A 19,566-nucleotide genomic window follows, 5' to 3' on the forward strand; every position below is an offset into this window, starting at 1 on the left:
GGAGGCTTTTAAGATGACGGGAAAACCAACCTTATCAGCCACCTCACCCGCCATATCAGAAGATAAGATAATATCATCACTTCCCGGGATCACAGGGATACCCAATTCAATCAATGCCTGCCTGGCTGATGATTTATTGCCTGCCTTTGCAATGCATTGTGCAGACGGACCGATAAATGTTATGCCATTGTCCTGGCAGGCCTTTGCAAAAACAGCATTCTCAGATAAAAATCCATACCCGGGGTGGAGCGCATCAGCTTTGGTCTCTTTTGCTGCACCAATGATGTTATCAATATTTAAGTAGCTCTTATAACTCAAGGCCGGTCCGATATTGACGGCATCATCCGCATACCTGACATGCAGGCTGTCCTTGTCTGCATCGGAATAGACTGCAACCGTCTTTATTCCCATTTCTTTACATGCGCGAATGACCCTTATGGCGATCTCACCCCTGTTGGCTATCAGGATACGTTTAAACCCCATGACCCCTCCACTTTATATGGCTGAATACAAATTATTTTTTTTCAATGACAATAAGCGCCTGTTTTTTCATGACAGGTTCTTCGTTTTCCACCAGGATTTTTTTTACAATACCTGCGTATTCACTTCGAATTTCTGTGAATATTTTCATGGATTCAATCACGCATACAATATCCGAAGTCTTGATCTCCTGCCCAACTTTAACCATAGGCGGTTCACCAGGGGAGGACGTACAATAAAAAGTCCCCATGACCGGGGAAGTAACCTGATAAATTTTATCATCCATGATGATTTCCTTTTGTTTGGATTAAGCATTATATTTTAAAATATACTTGACATATATTTATAATCTATGTCAAGTATATTTTTATTGGCCTTAAAAGTTAAATAAAAAAGGACTATTTGCACTGAATGAAAACCTCTGTAACAATTCAAAAAATCCCTAAACAGCCCCTGGCAGTCACGGCCTATGAAACCATTGTCAAAAAAATCATCTGCCTTGAATATCTGCCCAGCCAGCACCTTGAGGAAACCCAGCTCGTTGAAGACTTAGGGATTGGCAGAACCCCGATCCGGGAAGCCCTTGTAAGACTTCAGGGAGAAAAGATGGTGGAATCCCATCCCAATAAAGGGGTTATTGTCAGACCCATTACCCTCCAGAATACCAAAGCCATGTTTGAAAGCATGGTAATCTTTGAATTCGGCGTGGTTGACGTGGCAATTAATAAAAATTGTTCAACCTTTATAAAAAAAATGAAACAGGCAAATGAAACCGTCAAAAAAGCCATTCTCTCAAATAAGGTCTTTAAACTGGTGGAAGCAAACCACGAATTTCACATGAATTTTGCAAAATGTTCCCAGAATGAATTTTTAATCCGGGCGGTGGATGATGCCAGGAAAGAAGCCAAAAGATTGTCGTACCTGTCCTATGACAACATAATAGATCCCGCAAGGCCTATTGAAATCCATTATGAGTCGGTTGTCAAAGAACATGACCAGATAATAGACAGTCTTGTTAATAAAGATAAGTCCAGGCTCAAACAATTGTTGCAAGGTCACATTGAGACTTTCAGACAGAGGATAATAATTTATATGACATCTTAGATGACATCCAACGTATGAAAGCTCTTATAATATCAACAAATGAAAAAAAGGAGAGCAAAATGAAAAAAGTATTAATTATTTTAATCGGTTTAATGTTTGCTTTGACCATCTTTTCCGATGCCATGGCAAAGACGAAATGGGACCTGCACTTAAACTATCCTGCCGGCAATTTTCATTCAAAAGGGGCACAAAGATTTGCAGATGAAGTTGCTAAAGCAACAAACGGTGAACTGACCATTGTACTTCATCCGGGTTCATCTCTTGGTTTTAAAGGCCCAGAGCTTTTAAGATCTGTTGCAGAAGGCCAGCTTGCCGTTGCCGAAATTCCCACAGGAATGGTTGAAGGGGATGCACCCGTACTTGCATTGACTGCCCAGCCGTTTATCTCCACCAATGCCTTTGAGCAGCGCCTTCTTTATCAACTGGCGAAACCCGTGTATGCCAAAAACTTGAAAAAATTCAACCAGATGACCCTCTACACCTCTATTTGGCCTTTTTCAGGTATTTACACCCAGCGGGCTATAAAATCCGAATCTGATTTAAACGGACTTAAAATGAGAGTATACGACGGTACAGGCCTGGCTTTTGGAAAAGCTACCGGTATTGCAGCCAGGAAAATGCCTTTTTCAGAAGTCTATCCTGCAATGAAAGCAGGGCTCCTGGATTCCATGTATACTTCTTCGGCTTCAGGTGTTGATGCAAAGGCATGGGAAATTTTAAAATATTTTACCCCCATCAATATTGTGGGCCCTGTAAATATGATCAATGTGAATATAGATGCCTGGAATAAGCTGGATAAAAAAATCCAGGCCACAGTGCTTGAAATTGCCATCCAGATGGAAGATGAAATGTGGAACCTTGCAGGAGACATGGATCGTAAAAGCCGTGCCACCCTGATTGAAAATGGAATGACAATTGATCCTGTGAGCAAGCAGTTCCGTACTGAACTTAATGCAATCGGTGAAAAGTTAAGGACTCAATGGGCAAAGAAAGCAGGAGCTGACGCCCAGGCTATTTTAAAGGAATATGACAAAATTACAGGTCGTTAGACTCCTTTTAAGCAGGCTGTAAAAATAGATCTGCTGCCTGCTGATTCATTAAATTTGATAATGGACAGGATCTCCTGTCCATTATCCTAACTCCTGGTGACAACAATGAATAAGCTTGTAAAGCTGTCCGATTATTTAAGCGATGTAATGGCAAATATTTCCGCTGTTATTTTAGGATTGATGACCCTGTTGATTCTATTGGAAATATTTTTATGGAACATATTTAAAAAGACCACACTGATTGCCGACGAGTACAGTGCATATGGGCTTGCAGCTATAATCTTCATGGGAGCCGGATACTGCCTTAAGGAAAAAGGACATATCAGAATTACCCTTATCTTAGGATTCCTGCCTGAAAAAATGGAAAGGATCATCACCTTTATTGCAACTTTGATTACGACTGTTTTCATGGGATATTTATGGTGGTATCTTTTTAAAATGGTAAAATCGACCCTGCGATATGAATCCACATCAGGAACCCTGACCAATACACCCATTTGGATTCCCCAGGCCGTCATGCTCATTGGTGCGGCCTGTTTTTTTATTCAACTCGCTGCAACAAGTGTTAAGACCTGGGCCGCAATTAAAACTAAAGAGGAAATCGTATAATGGAAACAGAACTCCTGTTCATGACGATCATTGTATTCGGCGTTCTCTTTTTACTCCTGTCTGCCGGAATCTGGGTAGGATTTTCCCTTTTTATTGTCGGTTTTATCGGCATGACCTTTTTTTCTTCCCTTCCTGCCGGAAACAATATGGCATCATCTGTATGGGCCACCATTGAAAAATGGGAGTATGTTGCCCTGCCCCTGTTTATCCTCATGGGTGAAATCCTGTATCGATCCGGGATTTCCGAAAAACTATTCAAGGCTCTTGTCCCCTGGCTTTATCGTCTCCCCGGCGGTCTTTTACTTATGAATATCGTGTCCTGCACACTTTTTGCCGCCATATCCGGTTCCAGTGCCGCCACAACTGCAACAGTGGGACGGATCACCCTGGCTGAATTTGATAAACTTGGATATGACCGTAGTCTTTCCATGGGATCTCTAGCCGGTGCAGGGACTCTGGGTTTTCTGATACCGCCCTCGTTAATCATGATTGTCTATGCCATTCTGGCCGAAGTTTCCATCGGAAAAATGTTCGCAGCAGGTATTTTACCCGGCCTGCTCCTGGCGGGAATTTATTCTGCCTATATCATTTACAGAGGAATCAAAAATCCTGAGATTGCACCCCGAAGCCAGGAAAGCTATTCCTGGACAGACCGTTTAATAGGACTCAAAGATCTTGCCCCGACATTGGTGCTGATATTAATGGTGTTAGGCAGCATTTACGGAGGATATGCCACACCCACGGAAGCTGCAGCCCTGGGAGTTTTCGGTGCCTTGCTGTTTGCTGTCATCAACCGCCAAATGACGTTAAAAATATTTCTTGAATGCCTGAAAGGTGCTGTAAAAACCAATGCCATGATCATGCTCATCGTCGTGGGTGCAGGATTCTTATCCAGAACAATGGGATTTTTAGGGATTCCTGCTGCCATTACCCATTCCATTATTCAGATGGACCTTTCTCCATACATGCTCATGATTCTTCTGGGCGGATTTTATATTGTATTGGGTTGCCTTCTGGACGGGTTTTCCATTGTTGTCATGACCCTTCCCATTGCCCTTCCCATGGTGACGGCCGCAGGGTTTGATCCCATATGGTTTGGGATCTATCTTATATTAATGGTGGAAGTCAGCCAGATTACACCGCCTGTCGGGTTTAATCTTTTTGTCATCCAGAACCTGACCGGAGAGCCCATCATGAAGATTGCAGGATATGCTTTACCCTTCTTTTTTTTAATGTTATTAACAACAGCAATTTTGACTATTTTTCCGGAAATCGCTTTATATCTGCCGGAATTGATGGCAGCAAAATAAATAATTGATAAAGGATGTCCTATGAAAACAATAGATCTAAACTGTGATATGGGAGAAAGCTTTGGTGCTTATACACTTGGCATGGACGAGGAGGTGATGCAGCACATCAGCTCCGCAAACATTGCCTGCGGTTTCCATGCCGGTGACCCCATAGTCATGAACAAGACCGTCAGGATGGCCCTTGAAAACAATGTGAAAATCGGCGCCCACCCGGGATATCCGGATCTCTTAGGTTTTGGCCGCAGAAGCATGGCCCTGACACCGGAAGAAATCAGACAGTATCTTGTATATCAGATGGGTGCCCTCAAGGCCTTTTGCAAAATCCACGGTGCAAATCTTCAGCATATAAAACCCCATGGAGCGCTTTATCTTGATGCCGTTGAAAATGAAACCATTTCAAGAGCTGTTGCCGAAGGTATCATGAATTTCGATCCTGATCTGTATTTTGTTGCTCTGGCTGGCAAAAAAGGAGAAACCATGAGACGAATGGGACAAAGCCTGGGACTTAAAGTTGTTTATGAAGCATTCCCGGACAGGGCCTATACGCCCGAAGGCACCCTTGTGCCCAGAAAAGAACCCGGAGCTGTGATCTCAGATCCTGATTTTGTTGCCAAAAGAGCCCTTGATATGGCCAATGGCTTTGTAAAAGCAGTTGATGGCACAATCATTGAGCTTGAGGTCCAGACCTTGTGCGTTCATGGCGACAATCTTGCAGCAATAGACCTTGTTAAAAACATAAAAATAATTCTTGAAACAAATGATATAAAAGTAACACCCATGGGGAGACCTGCTGCATGATGCAAATTGGGGTGTTTGAAAAACCAATCTTTCGCAACGCAGGAGACCGGGGTTTTATCATTGAATTCGGACAGGAGATTGATCCTGATATCAATGCAAAAGTAAGAGCCATGGCCGCGGCATTAAATAAAAACGCTCCCCGGGGAGTTATAGAAATCATTCCCACTTACCGCTCTCTTTTGTTAATTTACGATCCTTTAATTACCCGTCCCGAAAAACTTGTGAGCGCCATTAAAGGTATTGAAAACACCCTTGAAAAAACAGATACCGAATCCTGCAAGATTGTAGAAATTCCAGTATGCTATGGTGGGGAATTCGGCCCGGATATTGAAAATGTAGAAAAATCCGCCAACCTTTGCAGGGAAGATGTTGTAAAGCTCCATAGCGAGCCTGAATACCTGATTTACATGGTCGGTTTCACTCCGGGCTTTCCTTTCTTAGGAGGACTCAATAAAAAATTATTTACACCAAGGCTCAAAACTCCCCGAATGGCTGTACCCGATGGTTCCGTCGGTATTGCAAACAATCAGACAGGCATGTACCCAATTGAGAGCCCGGGCGGATGGCAGATTATCGGGAGAACCCCTTTAAAGCTTTTTGCACCCCGGCGCAAGAATCCATTCCTCTATAAAGCAGGAGACAAGATTAAATTTATCCCCATTACCAGAAAGGAATATACAAGCCTGAGAAAAAAGGAAGAAAACTAATGGATGCCATAAAGGTTTTAGCTCCGGGGGGATATACAACTACCCAGGATAAGGGCAGATTCGGATATCAACACATGGGAGTCCCCGTTTCAGGGGCCTTGGACTATTTTGCCTTTGCCTTGGCAAATCTTCTGGTGGGCAACTCCGAAAACACTGCTGCCATGGAACTGACTGTCATGGGCCCCTCCCTTGAGATCAAAAAAGAGATGGATATTGCCCTGACCGGTGCAAACATGGGGATAAGAATCAATGAAAATTCTGTAGACCAATGGCGTTCCATACGTGTAAATCCGGGAGATATTGTCAACATCGGTCAGGTACAGTCAGGATGCCGCGCCTATCTCGCTTTTAGCGGCGGTGTTAATGTTCCTGAAATTATGGGAAGCTTTTCCACATACGTGGGAGGTAAGATCGGTGGATTTAAAGGACGTCCCCTTCAAAAAGGTGATATCCTTGAAACCCGGGATATCCCCTTATTAATAAAAGAACGAATAATCCCCCATAAGTTTATACCTGTCTACCCAACCCATACTGTTGTTAGAGCCATCCCGGGCCCCCAGGATGATTATTTTGATGCCGGTATTATAACTCTATTTCAATCCGAATATATAGTAACCGCCAGGGCGGATCGTATGGGATACCGATTACAGGGAGAATCTATCCGTATTAAGGACGGTATGCCGGAAAGCATTATTTCAGAACCCTCCATGCCCGGAAGCATCCAGATACCGCCTGACCAACAACCCATCATTCTTTTGGTTGAACAGACGGTTGGCGGATATGCAAAAATTGCTACCATTATCTCTTCGGATCTTTCCGTTGTTGCTCAGGCAACCCCGGGGGATACCATCAGATTTAAAAAGATTGATTTAAATACCGCCCATCTCCTTGTCATTGAAGAACAGAATAAAATCAACACCATAAAAAAAATCTTTTCAAACCGTTGATGCATTCAATCCAGAATCAATCCTATGGTATAGACTATCTTTGGTTAAAAAAAAACGTAAAGCTGTTAATCTTCCGGAAGGGAAAGGTTCTCCTTTTCCCCGTTAGAATTTTTCTTTTTCGCAAGCTTGCGTTGCCTTTTTTCCTCTTTCTTCTTTTTCTTTGCCAATTCTTTCTGACGTTTTTCAAATGAATAGTTTGTTTTGATCAAAGTTTGCTCCTTTGTGATGGATTCCTTTTTTTTTAATATTACCGGTTCTGCAACCCGGACAATTGATGTTCTGCATTCTTCATCAGGGTATCAAATAAATCCTTGCCCACTAATTCGGAGGAGCAAAAATAAGACGATACATTGTGATCAATTTTTCAGGATCATATGACATTTTTGCCTGACGAAGGCCCTTAATACCAAGATCCTGCTCCCGATTCAAGTATTGACATTTATTTTTAAGAAATTTTGCAGTCTCATGGTTGATCACCTGGGCTGATCCCTTAAAATCCATATCAGATTTCTCAAACTGAATATCATAGGTTGAATGATTCAACTGACTGAAAACTGAAAAAGCAACCACCTTGTTTCCCACTGTTATGGCAAGTCCCTCCAGACCCAGTTGATCAAAAGAATCAAATGATATCTCCATGGCCCCAAACTCCTGATCAAGGGTATGAGATCGTCTTTTACCCCTAAACATCAGACTTTGTGCTAAGCCCAGGGCTTTATGTCTGGCCTCGCCTTTTAACGGATGCACTTTAAAATCAGGATAGGTTCGTTTGAATTGTGAAATCAAGTTTCTTTTTTTATGAAGTTTTTTACCGGTAAGTTCGCACAGCTTATCAACATCATAAATGTATTCTGCATAATCCGGCTCTTCTTTGATGATAAAATAATTTTCAATTTCAGAAAATTTTTTTAAATAGCCTGATGCTACAAGGCTGAATTCAGGTGTAAGACCTGCATTTTTCATATTTAATGATAAAATGACAAGCTCTTCAGGACAAAAGTCTTTACCCAGGGGCATAAATGCACATTGAGAGATCTCATCATAAACCAAAAGCCGTTCCTGGTACAGGGTCCATGATAGTTTGTAAGCATCCTGCCACGCGTAAAGATTTGAAAAATTATACTCACAGGAAAAAGGCTTAAACGTATCAATATATATTTGAATGAGCTCCTGATCTTTTAATACAAATGGATTAAATTCCGGAAATTTAATTTTTTGCGGTACCTGGAAAACCGCTTCTGCCATCACCATTTTATCAGCCCTTATATTTTAACGGAACATGATCTTTAAGTATTTCAAATCCAAGTTCCTTATAAAAGGAAGATGTTCCCGGCTGGGCCACAAGGCCGATCCAGTCAACATTGTTTTCCTTTAATTTTTCTATTAACGTTTGAATAATTTTTTTACCAATCCCTTTGCCCCTGAATTCCTTTAACACTGCAACGTCCTGAATATAAGCATCACTTGAAAGATCGGAAAGGGCCCTGCCCATTCCAATGAGCTTTTTTCCCAAAAAAGCGCCCACAAAAAGAGCTGAATTTTTCACAATATAATTTAAAAATTCAGGATGGCAGTCATAGGAAGGCTCCCACCATCCGGCTTCCTTATAAAGCTGGATCAACTCTTCCATTGAAGCTGCTTTAATGGTTTTTATGATAAGTTGGGCTGAAGGGTCTTCTGACATTTTTAAAGACTTTTCTTTGATTTTATGGATTCAAACATCTTTTGGGCAAAATAGGGCAAAACAAAGGAGGCTTCATGTATTTCGGGACAATAATATTTTAATTGTTTCTGAAAATCTTCAGAAATAATTCGACACGGTTTTTTTAGTTCCGGACCTAAAGATCCGAGGTTAATGCCAAGATGACCGCCCGGATACGTTGGCACCAGAAAATGGGAGTATGCATGAACCGGGAACAGATCTGTTGTAATTTTCACAAGATTGATAACGCACTCCTTATGAAGAAAAAAAGATTCCCCCTGGGTAGCAATAATCCCATTTTGTCTTAATGCACCTTTTAAGCTTTCGTAAAACGGTCGTTCAAACAAAACTTCGCCAGGACCGATGGGGTCCGAGGAATCCACAATTATCACATCATATTTATTTTTTTGCTCATGAACAAAGGCATTGCCATCTGCTATATGAACCCTGACCCTGGTATCATCAAATCCACAGGCAAGATCAGGCAAAAACTCCTTGGACACTTTGATAACATCTTCATCAACTTCACAAAAATCAATGTGTTTTACACACTCATGGCGGCCGACCTCCCTTAATATCCCTCCATCACCGCCACCAATGACCAGAACATTTTCAGGGTTGGGATGTGCAAACAAAGGAATATGGGCCAGCATCTCCTGGTATACAAATTCGTCCGACTGAGTCAATTGAATAATCCCATCCAGAACAAGCATTTTGCCATGATTTCTGGTCTGATACATATCAATCTGCTGAAATTTACTTTTTTTACTGTAAAGAACCTCGTCAATCTCAAGAGATAATGATATCCCGGGCCACATGGGGCAGATTTCCGAAAACCAGCCGTCTATTATTTTACTAAAAGTCTCCATCTTTAATTTACTGCCTTAAAGCGATCTGCATTTTATAATAATCCCCTTTGAAAAATGATGTGGCAAATTCTGCAATCTCCCGGGGCTCATAAAATTTACAACTGAATACATCCAGATAAACCGTATTTGAGGCATTGGCAAAATGGCCTGAAATCAAGGAGGTCTCAATGAGCTGGGTCATACTGAACCCTTCGACTTTTTCATCTTCTCCAAAATGGACGACCTGGCATTCCCCAAATCGTTTCATATCAATCAGGTCACACAATTTATAGACAAATCGTTCAATGCTTTTTGCATCCCTGATAATCTGTGGGTCACTCTCATAAATATCCACAGAAGTTAAAACTCCCCAGGGATTTTTTCTTTCATACTCTTTTTTCCAGGAAATCGGATAAATCTTTGAATTTTTAATGTCCAAATTTTTAATGCTTTGGCCGACATTTTTTTGTTCAAAGGGTTTGGAAATAACTCCTCTGTTTTGATCAGAAGAAATAACAACATTTTCAGATTCAAAAGAATTTTTCATGGAATTGATAGCAACTTCCAGGTTTATGCTGTCTCCGCAGGTAAAAATATCCACTGCAGCATAATCATGTTCCGGCCACGCATGAACTGTAAAATGTGATTCTGCTATCACGACAACACCACTGATTCCCTGGGGGTCAAATTTATGAAATAAAGAACTGATGATCGTTGCACCACTCTCTTTTGCTGCTTTCAACAGCGTTTTTTCAACCCGGTCTTTGTCTAAAAGGGCTTTTACTCCGCATTCATAATACTCAATGGTCAACTGCCTTCCCAAGGCAAAACATGTATCCTGCTGAGAATCACCAACAAATTTAATATTTTTATCAAGCAATAATACTGTCTCCAATAATGAATAAAAATATTTATTATTATCCTGCAAAACCACAGGACACCCAAAAAAATATTGAGCTTAATGATAAGACCTAAATAATGAATGATCAAGGGGGGAGTCAGGAAATTAGAAACAGGCCTTCAATATATTTCCATTATTGAATTAAATCTGGCAAACTCTGTATCTATTGGCAGGTCCTTTTCCTGTAAATTTTCTATCATGGCGGGTGCATTAAATCTTACGTAAGGATTTGCCTTTAATTCATCCTCTATAGTGGATACGATCAAGCCGAAATTATATTTTTTAAGATATTCTTCAATATACGGGTTATCTTTTTCAATAATTGTTGCCATCTTCATGGATTCGATCACATAATCATGACCCCCATAAATTTTGGTATCTTTCGGCAAAGAGGTCAGGCGTTTTAAGGATTGAAAAAAAGCATTGAGATCACCTGTAAAACAATTACCAATAGTCCCGTTAAATAAGGTATCACCTGTTACTAAAAAATCATCAGCCTTGAATGTCACTGAATCATCTGTGTGACCGGGGGTATGAAATACTTCCAAAATTTCATGATCAAGATCTATGGTCTGATCTGATTTTATCTGCCTGCAGTCAATAAATTGTGCCGTTGTTCTTTGAAGCAGCGCCTGATTTCCCGGTGTATGATCATAATGGGAATGGGTATTGGTGATATATTTGATATGGATATTGTTCTTTTGAGTAAAAGCCAATATCTCTTCTACTGCGCCTGCATCAATGGCAACACCTTCGCTTGCTGAATATACCAGATATCCCAGGTTATCGGTTGAATATTTAAATTGCTGAATAAACATAGAAATTTCCAAATTTTAAATTTTTGAATCCATAAAATTCAAGCCTGATTACTCACGATCACCTTTCCACCGGCAAATCTTCTGGTGAAGTAAGACGCATTGTAACTGAATGCCTGCTTCAGGGTTTCGGTAATTGCCTCAAGGATAAGAGGATAAGGGTCTCCAGTGGTTTCATCCATATACATTTTTTTGACTTCAAGAGGGACGCACAGGCTTTGACTATGATTCTCATGAATGAAAGCGGCCTGGTATCCTCTGCCCTGGAAAACCTCGTCAAAGGCAACTCCATTTTCAATATTTGGGAATTCAGCTAACAAGAGTCGCTTTTTCAGATGTTCTAAAACCGGTTGATACAATTTTCGATCAATAAAATGGGTACCGATATTAAAAAGTGGGGCAGTAGTTGCAATACGCTTATAATTATAGGAGTGCAGGTCATAGACAATGCAACGGGAAAATCTCTTTTCAAGAATAGCAAGAAGGGTATGCAATACTCTGTAGTAGCTTTCGTGCAGGGAAATATTGTCCCTGCGCTCCTTCACCGTAAGAGGCCTGCTCCATACCTTTTTCCCCCAAGCCTCTTCATAGATGCATTCCTCGGGCGATCGATTCAGATCATACTGGTAACGTGAATCAAGCGCCTGCAGTACAATCGGAAAAGAGGCCAGCATATCACCTGTATAGGGGTCCTCCTCGTATTTTCTTTCTCTTGCGTCTAACAGCAACCTGTCGGCTATCTGATCACGAATATTGTCACCAGCGTGAATTGCCGTGCAGATTGCAGGGACATATCTATCGATCCTGATACTGAAGGCACCGGTGTCAATGACCGCTGCAAAGACTTCTTGCCGTCTTATATGGAAGAAAATCTCTTTTTCAGATAAGGTCTGCATCTTCAATGGCTTTGCACAAATGATGTTTGCGGCTGACCCGCATCTCCCTAGTGGAGACACCATGTCCAAAAAAATCAATCACCTTGCACTGAAGTTCTGTCCGATTGAGCTTATTGATCCGGGCAATACCGCCAGGACTCAGAACGTTCACTTCGAGCAGCTTGCCGTTGATTACATCCAACCCGGTAAAATATAATATGAAACAGATTTTCATTTTTTTACCTCAGATTTTACTGCAATTTATCATAATTTCAAATCTATTTAAAATTACAGTATTTATTCACGCTCACCACAGGACATGCTGATCGAAAAACCACCTGGTCAATTGTATGGCTGAAAAAAGCCTTTTCAGAATCAATATCTTTTGTGTGATGGGCCATCACAATAAGGTCACCGCTTGTTTCCCTTGCAAATTTCAATAATTCGACATAGGGGATTCCCTCCCAGACAGCCATATCATAATTATCAAAATTTTCCATTTGAGAAACATATAGTTCCTCTATTCTCGCCTTTGCTTCCTTGATTTGATCTTCAATCTGTTTTTGACCGGGAATATCTCCTGTTCCTGATGATTCAATATCCAGTGCATGAAAAATATGCAGTTTGCACCCAATATAATCCGCCAGCTTGTATGCAAATTGAAAGGCGGACATGGAAGCCTTTGAAAAATCCGTTCCAAAAATAATCCGATTAAAGTACCAGAAGCTGGTTTCACAAGGTCTTGCGATGCTCAGTACCGGGCAATGCGCTTTTTGTGCAACCTTTTGCAAGGTCTTTTCGGCAGAGGCTTCCTTTTGAGCATGGGCGCCCATAATAATGCAATCCACCTTAATTTTCAGCGCAAATTTAAGAATCTCTTCCCAAGATTTTCCTTTAATAACCTTATATTCAGGGTCACCAAATCGTTTAGCTAAAAAGCCATAGTTTTTTTTCATTCCTTCTTTGACAAATGCCGTATACTCAGGGACTGAAAGTGTCTTTTCTTTTCCCGGCATATCCGGGACAAAGGGACAGGTTCCCTGGAAAAAATCAGCAACAACGTGGACCAGGATAAGTTCAGAACCATATTTTTCCGAAAGCTCAAAAGCGGTTTTTGCAGCTATTTCGCAGACAGGAGTAGCATCTGTTGCAAATAATATCTTTTTAAACATAATGACCTCAAAGGAACGAACAGCACTTTTTTACAAATGATCCTTTTAAAATAATGGTCTCAGCTCAAAAGGTCTGAAACTTTTTCTACAAGCTTTTGAGCATCAAAGGGCTTACCAAAAATGGCCGCCGCCTTTGGAATCGAATACTTCGTGCTTGATAAACCACTGATGACGATGACAGGTGTATTAAAACCCTTTGATTTGCTGACTTTTCTAAAAAATCTGGGACCCCATTCCTCAGGCATTTCAAGATCAAGTGTAATCAAATCCGGCTTTTCAGCGTTATACACATCAATAGCCTTTTTACCATCAACCGCAACACAGGTTTCATACCCATTATCAGTAAAAAGTGTTTCCAGATATTTTGTTATGGCCGGATCATCATCCACGATCATAATTTTTTTACTCATCATATCCCTCCTTATAGTTTGATATGGCATTCACCGCAAAGTACCGGGCCCTTATTTGCTTCAAAATGGCAACTCCTGCATCGTTTATGATATGCAACATCCAGAGGGATTGAGTTTTCCGGGGTTACCTTTAAAGAATGACATTCAGAGCAAAGACTGTCTTCACTGGATTCATCCTCAACCAATTTTTTACCTTCATACACATGGTGACAGACAGCACAATCATCTATTTCTGCCATTTCATTATGGTCATCATGTTCAAATACGGCACCTGGCCTATGAGGATTTTGAAATTCTGAATTGTCTAATCTTTCAAGTCCAGTATTGGAAAATGCAACTACTACTGTGAATAAAAACAGTATGAAACCCATAAAAACAATTTTATGTTTCATCTTAATTCTCCTGGTCTCCCGGTTTAAAGATTTTCTTTTCCATGGTTTCATAAATAATATCCCCTAAAAACTTTACTTCCATGTTCAGATCATAATGCTCAACAATATCTTCAAGCCCACTGTGACAATTATGGCAGGGAGCGATCAAGACCTCCGCACCGGTTGCCTTCAACTGCTCTGCTTTTACCCTGTTGTACACCATACGTTCCCCTTTATAGGGAGGGCCGCAGTTGATCACACCGCCGCCGGCACCGCAGCAATAATTATGTTCCCGATTCGGCGTCATATCAATAAAGGTTTCACACAGCATATTGGTCACTTCCCTTGCCATATCGTGCAATCCTCTTCCTCTGGAAACATTGCAGGGGTCATGGAGTGTTACACTCTTTTTATATTTTTGGGCAATCTTGATTCGACCTGATGTCAGCAGCTCATGATAAAATTCCAGGGCATGAACAACCTCAAAAGGCGGCATGGCCCATCCGATCCAACGGTTTCCTACATCATAAGTTGACCGGAAAGCATGGCCGCACTCACCCATGACAATACGTTTAACCTTCAGCCTTGCCGCTGCCTCATAAAAGGCACGGGCAATTCGCCCTGAAATTTCATTGTCACCTGTATACATGGCCATATTACTATTGTCCCACCCCGGAGTTGAGGGCATGGTCCAGTCGACACCTGCTGCATGCATAATGGTTGCAGTCTGGTAGATTAATCCTGCCTGAAACTTTGGTTCAGGTGCGATAACCGAATACATGACATCCGCACCCTCTTTATCAAGAGGGATTCTTAAATTCTCAAACTCTTCCCTTGCATCCTCTTCCTGCCATTGAAGGGTATCAATCCATTCATCCTCCTTCACCCACATCTGGTTCATAGTGGCAGAATGGCTGTTCACCGTATCCTGAATGTATAAAGGGGTAATTTCAAGTTTATGGCAAATTCTTCGCACCATCAGCATCAAATAGGCAATATCAATACCAAAGGGGCAGTACATGGCGCACCGTTTACAGACATTACATTCCGTATAGGAAATATGGACAGCTCGTCTGAGAAAATCTATTGATACTTCTCCCTTTTTATCCAGCATTTCCCAGATCGTCTGTTTTACCTTTCCTGCCGGGGAAAAGGCAGGATCACGGTCATTTGAGAGGAAATACACGCAGGCTTCCGCACAAAGGCCGCAGTGCATGCATGTCTCGACATAGGCTTTAAATCTGGGTCCGGTCTCATCTTGAAGCACCTGGTTAATGGTGTTTTTTATTCTTTCCGGTGTAAGCCTGGCCAACCCTGTTTCAACAGCTTCATCTGTACATTTTTCTTTCACAGTGGTTGATTCATCCTTTATTTTTATCTCATTTGGCATTTTTATCTCCTTATAACTGATTACCAGTCTTTTGCATGTCTGACATTTCCGAATTCAGACCCCATGTAAGCCCTAGTTAACGGGGCAACAATCATATGGGAGAATCTTGAGAACGGTATGAGGATGAGCATAATCTCACCCGAGATCACATGAGCTATAACCATCCATTTGTATAAAAAAAACTGGTGATATGCCAGAAAGCCTGTAATAAAAGGCAATGCAACAATTAATATTAAGATATAATCTTTAAAGGATGTTAAATACTTCACTTCCGGAACCCTTTGTCTGCGAATGGCAAAAAACACCAGCGCAAAGATAACAATAAGCGTTAGTATATCAGCCAGGCCGTCATCCAGTGCTATCCAGGAGACCTGGAAAGCTTCATTGATCAAAACAATATGGGACATCAAAAAGATGGGTACAATAAAGAGAAGCAGGTGAAAGATGTAGGATATTGAATAAAAAACCGGGCTTTGTTTGGTACTTTGAGGAAAAAACGGAATTAACCAGGCAAAGATCGATCTAAAGCTGTGTTTCAGGGTCAAATACGAATAAACAAATGACTCCCTTTCATTCACATCTTTGATAATGATAACAATTTTAAATATCAGGCCGAGTATGAAAATCAAAAAAGCGACCCAGACCATTGGCCCCATAATAAAATCTATAAAGGCATTCATATTTGTCTCCTTTGGTTGAACATCCTTTTACAAAATCTTGTCCATTGACATAATAATCCGTTGATACACACCGTCTTTCACTGCTTTTTGTAAAATTTTTGTGTTATCGGGACTGATGACAGGTGTTGCCATAAAATCATATCCATTGGGAATCACCCTATTGTTGACAGCCAGAAAGTATTGACCCTTTTTTTCAATTACGACTGAAACAATGTTACCATCCGAACTGATACACGGATGAAACACCTTATCTGCCTCAAGGTCCCATTTTTTTTGATTGACCGCAAGTGTCCAGGTTTCCTTATCTTTGAGAACGGCAACCAGAGTAGAACCATCTTTGGAATAAAAAATTTCTGAAATCATCTGATCCGCTGTAACATCCCAAGTCTTATCATTTTCAGCAATGGTCCATTTCCCAAATTTGTCCGATGCAATGGCTGCTATATTTCCGGTCTTTTGTGAAACCGCAAGTTTCCAGATCTGGTTGTACTGGGTCTTCCAGAAAGCTTGATCATCTTTATAAATCGCCCATTTGCCATCTTGTTTTACCGGTGCGATGACTGAACTTCCTCCAGAAAAAAACACAGGTTTCCACACGGATTGGAATTTTTTATCCCAGGCAGTATCATTAACAACAATGGTATAGTTGGTTCGATCCAGTCTCACACCATAGGCAACATTTTTACCGGTTGAATCAAAGCTGATATCCCAAATGTTAAAAAAATTCTTCTCAATTGCCTTTCCATTAACCGCACAAGAAAAAATCCCTTGTTTAAAAACTTCAATATCCGCCTGTGTCATTGGTGTCACCTGCACGACAGCTGCAACGTTGCCGGTATCACTCAACACCATTTCATTGATGTTTTCATACAGCTGGTCCCAGGGTTTATCATTGACAGCCATTCCATATTTCATATCTGTTTGAACGGCCAGACTCAGACTTGAACCGTCTTGATTCATCTGTAAATTCCAGATAAAATCAAACCAGTTCTCCCATTCAGTGCCACTGATGCTCAATGTCCATTCCTCGTCACTGCTGACACAGGCAGCAAACTTTCCATCAGGCAATGGCCTCAAACCCCAGGCCTTTTCATATTCCTTGTCCCAGGCTTCACCATTTTCACACACTGTGAATACGCCTTCCTCGACATTTACAATGCTTGCAATGGTTTCCCCATCCGGACTGACATAAGGTTCCTCCACCCAGGTAAACCGGTCTTCCCACTCCCGGACAGGTACTTCCTTTAAATCCGTACTCCAGTCAAAAGATTTGTTTTCTTCCATTTTTATCTCCGAAATTTTCTGATAAACGCTCATTATCTTTCAGATTCGTTGCTCATTTTGTTAATTCGCTAATAATTATATCCAACGAAGTTATTGTCAAGGGTTTTTCAATGAAACGATCTATTCCGGCTTTAATTATTTCAAGTTTAAGGTCATCATTGATAATTGTTGCCATTAGAATTCTTGTGATATCCGGATTAGTCTTTGCAACCCGGTTCAAAAACTCAACGCCGTTCATGTCCGGTAAAAAATAATCTGAAATTACCATGTCAATTTTCTGATATTTGAGAGAATTCAATCCTTCAGATGCAGATTGAAATATCAAAAGGTCCATCTGGCTGCTATCAAAGAAGACTTTTAGGGAATCACGAACATGCTCATCGTTATCAATGAACATAATCTGTGGTGATTTTTTATTCTTTTTAGCCATTTGATCCTGATAATAAATTGTTTAATACCTTATGGCACTTTAATCCTAAAAAAATAATCTTAAAAGGACAAAGCAGAAACCATGCCAGTAAAAAATCTATGAATTTAATCTATAAAACCAAGATATTAGAAAGGTTTACCTTGAATGATCATTTATGAATTTTCCAATATTTATAAAAAATACGAAAATAATTTAGAAATCTTTCTAAATTTAGAAAACTTTAGAAGTCAGGTCTAGCAACAATCATTCAGCACAAGATTATTGCGATGAATGATTTCATCATAGTGCTTACCGCCAAGACACGCCTCTATCTGGGAGGTTTTTAATCCCTTTATCAAATTGATATCAAAAGACCTGTAATTAACCAGGCCGGTTCCGATGATTTCATTGGTAAGCGTTTTGAAAGAGACCGCAGCACCTTCTTCAAAATCTCCTTCTACGGAGACAACCCCTATGGGCAGCAGGCTTTTTCCATTCTGCCTGACCGCACGAACAGCACCGTCATCAATAACAATACTTCCTTTTGGGGCAAGTGTATACGCAATCCAGCATTTTCGGCTGGCCATTTTTTCTTTTTTGGGAACAAAGTATGTGCCATGGGCTTCACCATCAAAAAGATGCAGCAACATATTGGGTGTATCTCCCCTGGCCACTATCATCGGGATGCCGGCTGAAGTGACTTTCCGGGCAGCCTGAATTTTGCTGAGCATTCCTCCAGTGCCAAGTGTCCCAGGGATTTCACTTGCAAATTCTTCAATTTCTTTTTTAAAACTTGTCACCCTTGGAATCAATGCTGCATCACAAAATTGCCGTGGATCTTTATTATACAACCCGTCAATATCAGTTAAAATGAATAAAAAATCAGCGTCCATCAATAAGGTAATCATGGCCGCAAGGTTGTCATTATCCCCTAATTTTATTTCCTCAACCATGATGGTATCATTCTCATTTACGATGGGCACAACTTTCCAGTCAATGAGAGTATTCAAAGTATTTCTCGCATTTAAATACCGTTTGCGGTTATTCAAATCCTCAGCAGTTAAAAGAATCTGGGCAACCTTTTTATCGCACCCGGCAAAACTTTTTTCATAAGCATTCATCACTCCGCTCTGGCCTATGGCTGAAATTGCCTGACGTTTTGGTATCTCATCCGGACGGCGTTCCATTTCCATTCTCCGAAGGCCTGCTGCCATGGCCCCGGATGATACTAAAATCACCTCAATTCCTTTATCCATCAGGGTACTGATCTGATTGGAGATGGATTCAATCACTTCCAGATTCAAACTATTCTTTGCTGTGATCACATTACTGCCTAATTTCACAACCACCCGTTTAGCAGTGATCAATCGTTGTTTTGGCATGGCTCGTCTCTAACTGAAATCTTTGTTTAATGGTTTGTGTGTAAATGGTTTAGCCGTCCTGCCTGTATAATCTTTTACCATATGCCCGTCACCCATCAGCCGCCACTGGTAAATCATAAGGCCTTCAAGGCCCACCGGCCCCCGTGCATGAATTTTATTGGTGCTGATGCCCACCTCAGCGCCCAGACCAAACCTGAACCCATCCGCAAACCTGGAGCTGCAATTGACAAAAGCATCTGCCGTATCTGCATGATCCATAAAATAAAGGGCTCTTTTTTTATCTCCTGTAACAATCACATCTGTGTGGCCTGATCCGTATTGAT

Annotated in this window: 25 protein-coding genes and 1 pseudogene; 7 read left to right on the forward strand and 19 right to left on the reverse strand. The window is 41.0% G+C overall.

What is annotated here, in order from left to right; all coding sequences use genetic code 11:
* Both K8S13_RS18875 and K8S13_RS18880 read right to left on the reverse strand, forming a co-directional pair.
* On the reverse strand, positions 1–483 hold a 483-nt coding region (locus tag K8S13_RS18875), incomplete at its 3' end, for a biotin carboxylase N-terminal domain-containing protein (RefSeq protein ID WP_291464964.1).
* 31 nt (positions 484–514) lie between these two features.
* Entirely contained in the window at positions 515–766 is a 252-nt protein-coding gene (locus K8S13_RS18880) for a biotin/lipoyl-containing protein (protein ID WP_291464966.1), read from the reverse strand.
* Positions 767–891: 125 nt separating this feature from the next.
* Here K8S13_RS18880 and K8S13_RS18885 point away from each other — a divergent pair, with 125 nt between their 5' ends.
* From K8S13_RS18885 to K8S13_RS18915, 7 genes are all read left to right on the forward strand, one after another.
* Positions 892–1,584, forward strand: a complete 693-nt coding sequence (locus K8S13_RS18885) for a GntR family transcriptional regulator (RefSeq protein WP_291464968.1) — start codon at positions 892–894, stop codon at positions 1,582–1,584.
* Positions 1,585–1,643: 59 nt separating this feature from the next.
* Positions 1,644–2,633, forward strand: coding sequence for a TRAP transporter substrate-binding protein (locus K8S13_RS18890; protein ID WP_291464970.1), 990 nt, complete (start codon positions 1,644–1,646; stop codon positions 2,631–2,633).
* 105 nt (positions 2,634–2,738) lie between these two features.
* Complete coding sequence (locus K8S13_RS18895) at positions 2,739–3,242, forward strand: TRAP transporter small permease subunit (protein WP_291464971.1); 504 nt, start codon at positions 2,739–2,741, stop codon at positions 3,240–3,242.
* Positions 3,242–4,552: a TRAP transporter large permease subunit gene (locus tag K8S13_RS18900; protein WP_291464973.1), complete on the forward strand. Its 1,311-nt coding sequence runs from the start codon at positions 3,242–3,244 to the stop codon at positions 4,550–4,552. Before K8S13_RS18895 ends, K8S13_RS18900 begins: the two co-directional genes overlap by 1 nt.
* A gap of 21 nt (positions 4,553–4,573) precedes the next feature.
* Positions 4,574–5,350: a LamB/YcsF family protein gene (locus K8S13_RS18905; protein ID WP_291464975.1), complete on the forward strand. Its 777-nt coding sequence runs from the start codon at positions 4,574–4,576 to the stop codon at positions 5,348–5,350.
* Positions 5,347–6,057 carry a 5-oxoprolinase subunit PxpB gene (gene pxpB / locus K8S13_RS18910; protein ID WP_291464976.1) on the forward strand — a complete coding sequence of 237 codons (711 nt, stop codon included), beginning with the start codon at positions 5,347–5,349 and terminating at the stop codon, positions 6,055–6,057. Before K8S13_RS18905 ends, pxpB begins: the two co-directional genes overlap by 4 nt.
* Positions 6,057–7,004 (forward strand): biotin-dependent carboxyltransferase family protein, encoded by a 948-nt coding sequence (locus tag K8S13_RS18915; protein ID WP_291464977.1) that lies wholly within the window; start codon positions 6,057–6,059, stop codon positions 7,002–7,004. Before pxpB ends, K8S13_RS18915 begins: the two co-directional genes overlap by 1 nt.
* 65 nt (positions 7,005–7,069) lie before the next feature.
* Here K8S13_RS18915 and K8S13_RS18920 read toward each other — a convergent pair whose 3' ends face one another.
* The 17 genes and pseudogenes from K8S13_RS18920 to K8S13_RS19000 form a co-directional block, all read right to left on the reverse strand.
* Entirely contained in the window at positions 7,070–7,213 is a 144-nt protein-coding gene (locus K8S13_RS18920) for a hypothetical protein (RefSeq protein WP_291464979.1), read from the reverse strand.
* Between the two features lie 109 nt (positions 7,214–7,322).
* Entirely contained in the window at positions 7,323–8,255 is a 933-nt protein-coding gene (locus tag K8S13_RS18925; protein WP_291464981.1) for a phosphatidylglycerol lysyltransferase domain-containing protein, read from the reverse strand.
* A 4-nt stretch (positions 8,256–8,259) separates the two neighbouring features.
* On the reverse strand, positions 8,260–8,688 hold the full coding sequence (locus tag K8S13_RS18930) for a GNAT family N-acetyltransferase (RefSeq protein ID WP_291464982.1): 429 nt from the start codon (positions 8,686–8,688) through the stop codon (positions 8,260–8,262).
* Between the two features lie 2 nt (positions 8,689–8,690).
* Positions 8,691–9,575 (reverse strand): spermidine synthase, encoded by an 885-nt coding sequence (gene speE, locus K8S13_RS18935; RefSeq protein WP_291464983.1) that lies wholly within the window; start codon positions 9,573–9,575, stop codon positions 8,691–8,693.
* Between the two features lie 7 nt (positions 9,576–9,582).
* Positions 9,583–10,434, reverse strand: coding sequence for an adenosylmethionine decarboxylase (speD, locus tag K8S13_RS18940; protein WP_291464984.1), 852 nt, complete (start codon positions 10,432–10,434; stop codon positions 9,583–9,585).
* A gap of 140 nt (positions 10,435–10,574) precedes the next feature.
* Positions 10,575–11,273, reverse strand: coding sequence for an MBL fold metallo-hydrolase (locus K8S13_RS18945; RefSeq protein WP_291464986.1), 699 nt, complete (start codon positions 11,271–11,273; stop codon positions 10,575–10,577).
* 38 nt (positions 11,274–11,311) lie between these two features.
* Positions 11,312–12,166, reverse strand: coding sequence for an N-formylglutamate amidohydrolase (locus tag K8S13_RS18950; protein ID WP_291464988.1), 855 nt, complete (start codon positions 12,164–12,166; stop codon positions 11,312–11,314).
* Positions 12,150–12,380 carry a hypothetical protein gene (locus K8S13_RS18955; protein ID WP_291464990.1) on the reverse strand — a complete coding sequence of 77 codons (231 nt, stop codon included), beginning with the start codon at positions 12,378–12,380 and terminating at the stop codon, positions 12,150–12,152. Before K8S13_RS18955 ends, K8S13_RS18950 begins: the two co-directional genes overlap by 17 nt.
* A gap of 43 nt (positions 12,381–12,423) precedes the next feature.
* A complete protein-coding gene (locus K8S13_RS18960; protein WP_291464991.1) occupies positions 12,424–13,317 on the reverse strand; it encodes a universal stress protein in 894 nt (297 codons plus the stop codon).
* A 59-nt stretch (positions 13,318–13,376) separates the two neighbouring features.
* Positions 13,377–13,727, reverse strand: a complete 351-nt coding sequence (gene divK / locus K8S13_RS18965; RefSeq protein WP_291464992.1) for a DVU0259 family response regulator domain-containing protein — start codon at positions 13,725–13,727, stop codon at positions 13,377–13,379.
* Between the two features lie 11 nt (positions 13,728–13,738).
* Complete coding sequence (tmcA, locus tag K8S13_RS18970; RefSeq protein WP_291464994.1) at positions 13,739–14,119, reverse strand: acidic tetraheme cytochrome c3 TmcA; 381 nt, start codon at positions 14,117–14,119, stop codon at positions 13,739–13,741.
* Position 14,120: 1 nt separating this feature from the next.
* Positions 14,121–15,488 carry an electron transfer complex ferredoxin TmcB gene (gene tmcB / locus K8S13_RS18975; protein WP_291464995.1) on the reverse strand — a complete coding sequence of 456 codons (1,368 nt, stop codon included), beginning with the start codon at positions 15,486–15,488 and terminating at the stop codon, positions 14,121–14,123.
* A 20-nt stretch (positions 15,489–15,508) separates the two neighbouring features.
* Positions 15,509–16,168 (reverse strand): TmcC family electron transfer complex membrane anchor subunit, encoded by a 660-nt coding sequence (gene tmcC, locus K8S13_RS18980; RefSeq protein ID WP_291464997.1) that lies wholly within the window; start codon positions 16,166–16,168, stop codon positions 15,509–15,511.
* 27 nt (positions 16,169–16,195) lie between these two features.
* Positions 16,196–17,452, reverse strand: coding sequence for an electron transfer complex subunit TmcD (gene tmcD, locus K8S13_RS18985; RefSeq protein ID WP_291464999.1), 1,257 nt, complete (start codon positions 17,450–17,452; stop codon positions 16,196–16,198).
* 52 nt (positions 17,453–17,504) lie between these two features.
* Positions 17,505–17,882, reverse strand: a complete 378-nt coding sequence (locus K8S13_RS18990; protein ID WP_291465001.1) for a response regulator — start codon at positions 17,880–17,882, stop codon at positions 17,505–17,507.
* 233 nt (positions 17,883–18,115) lie between these two features.
* Entirely contained in the window at positions 18,116–19,243 is a 1,128-nt protein-coding gene (proB, locus tag K8S13_RS18995; protein ID WP_291465002.1) for a glutamate 5-kinase, read from the reverse strand.
* 9 nt (positions 19,244–19,252) lie between these two features.
* Positions 19,253–19,566 (reverse strand): annotated as a pseudogene (locus K8S13_RS19000) (gamma-glutamyl-phosphate reductase); the annotation flags it as partial.

The sequence above is a fragment of the Desulfobacula sp. genome, from assembly GCF_021107415.1.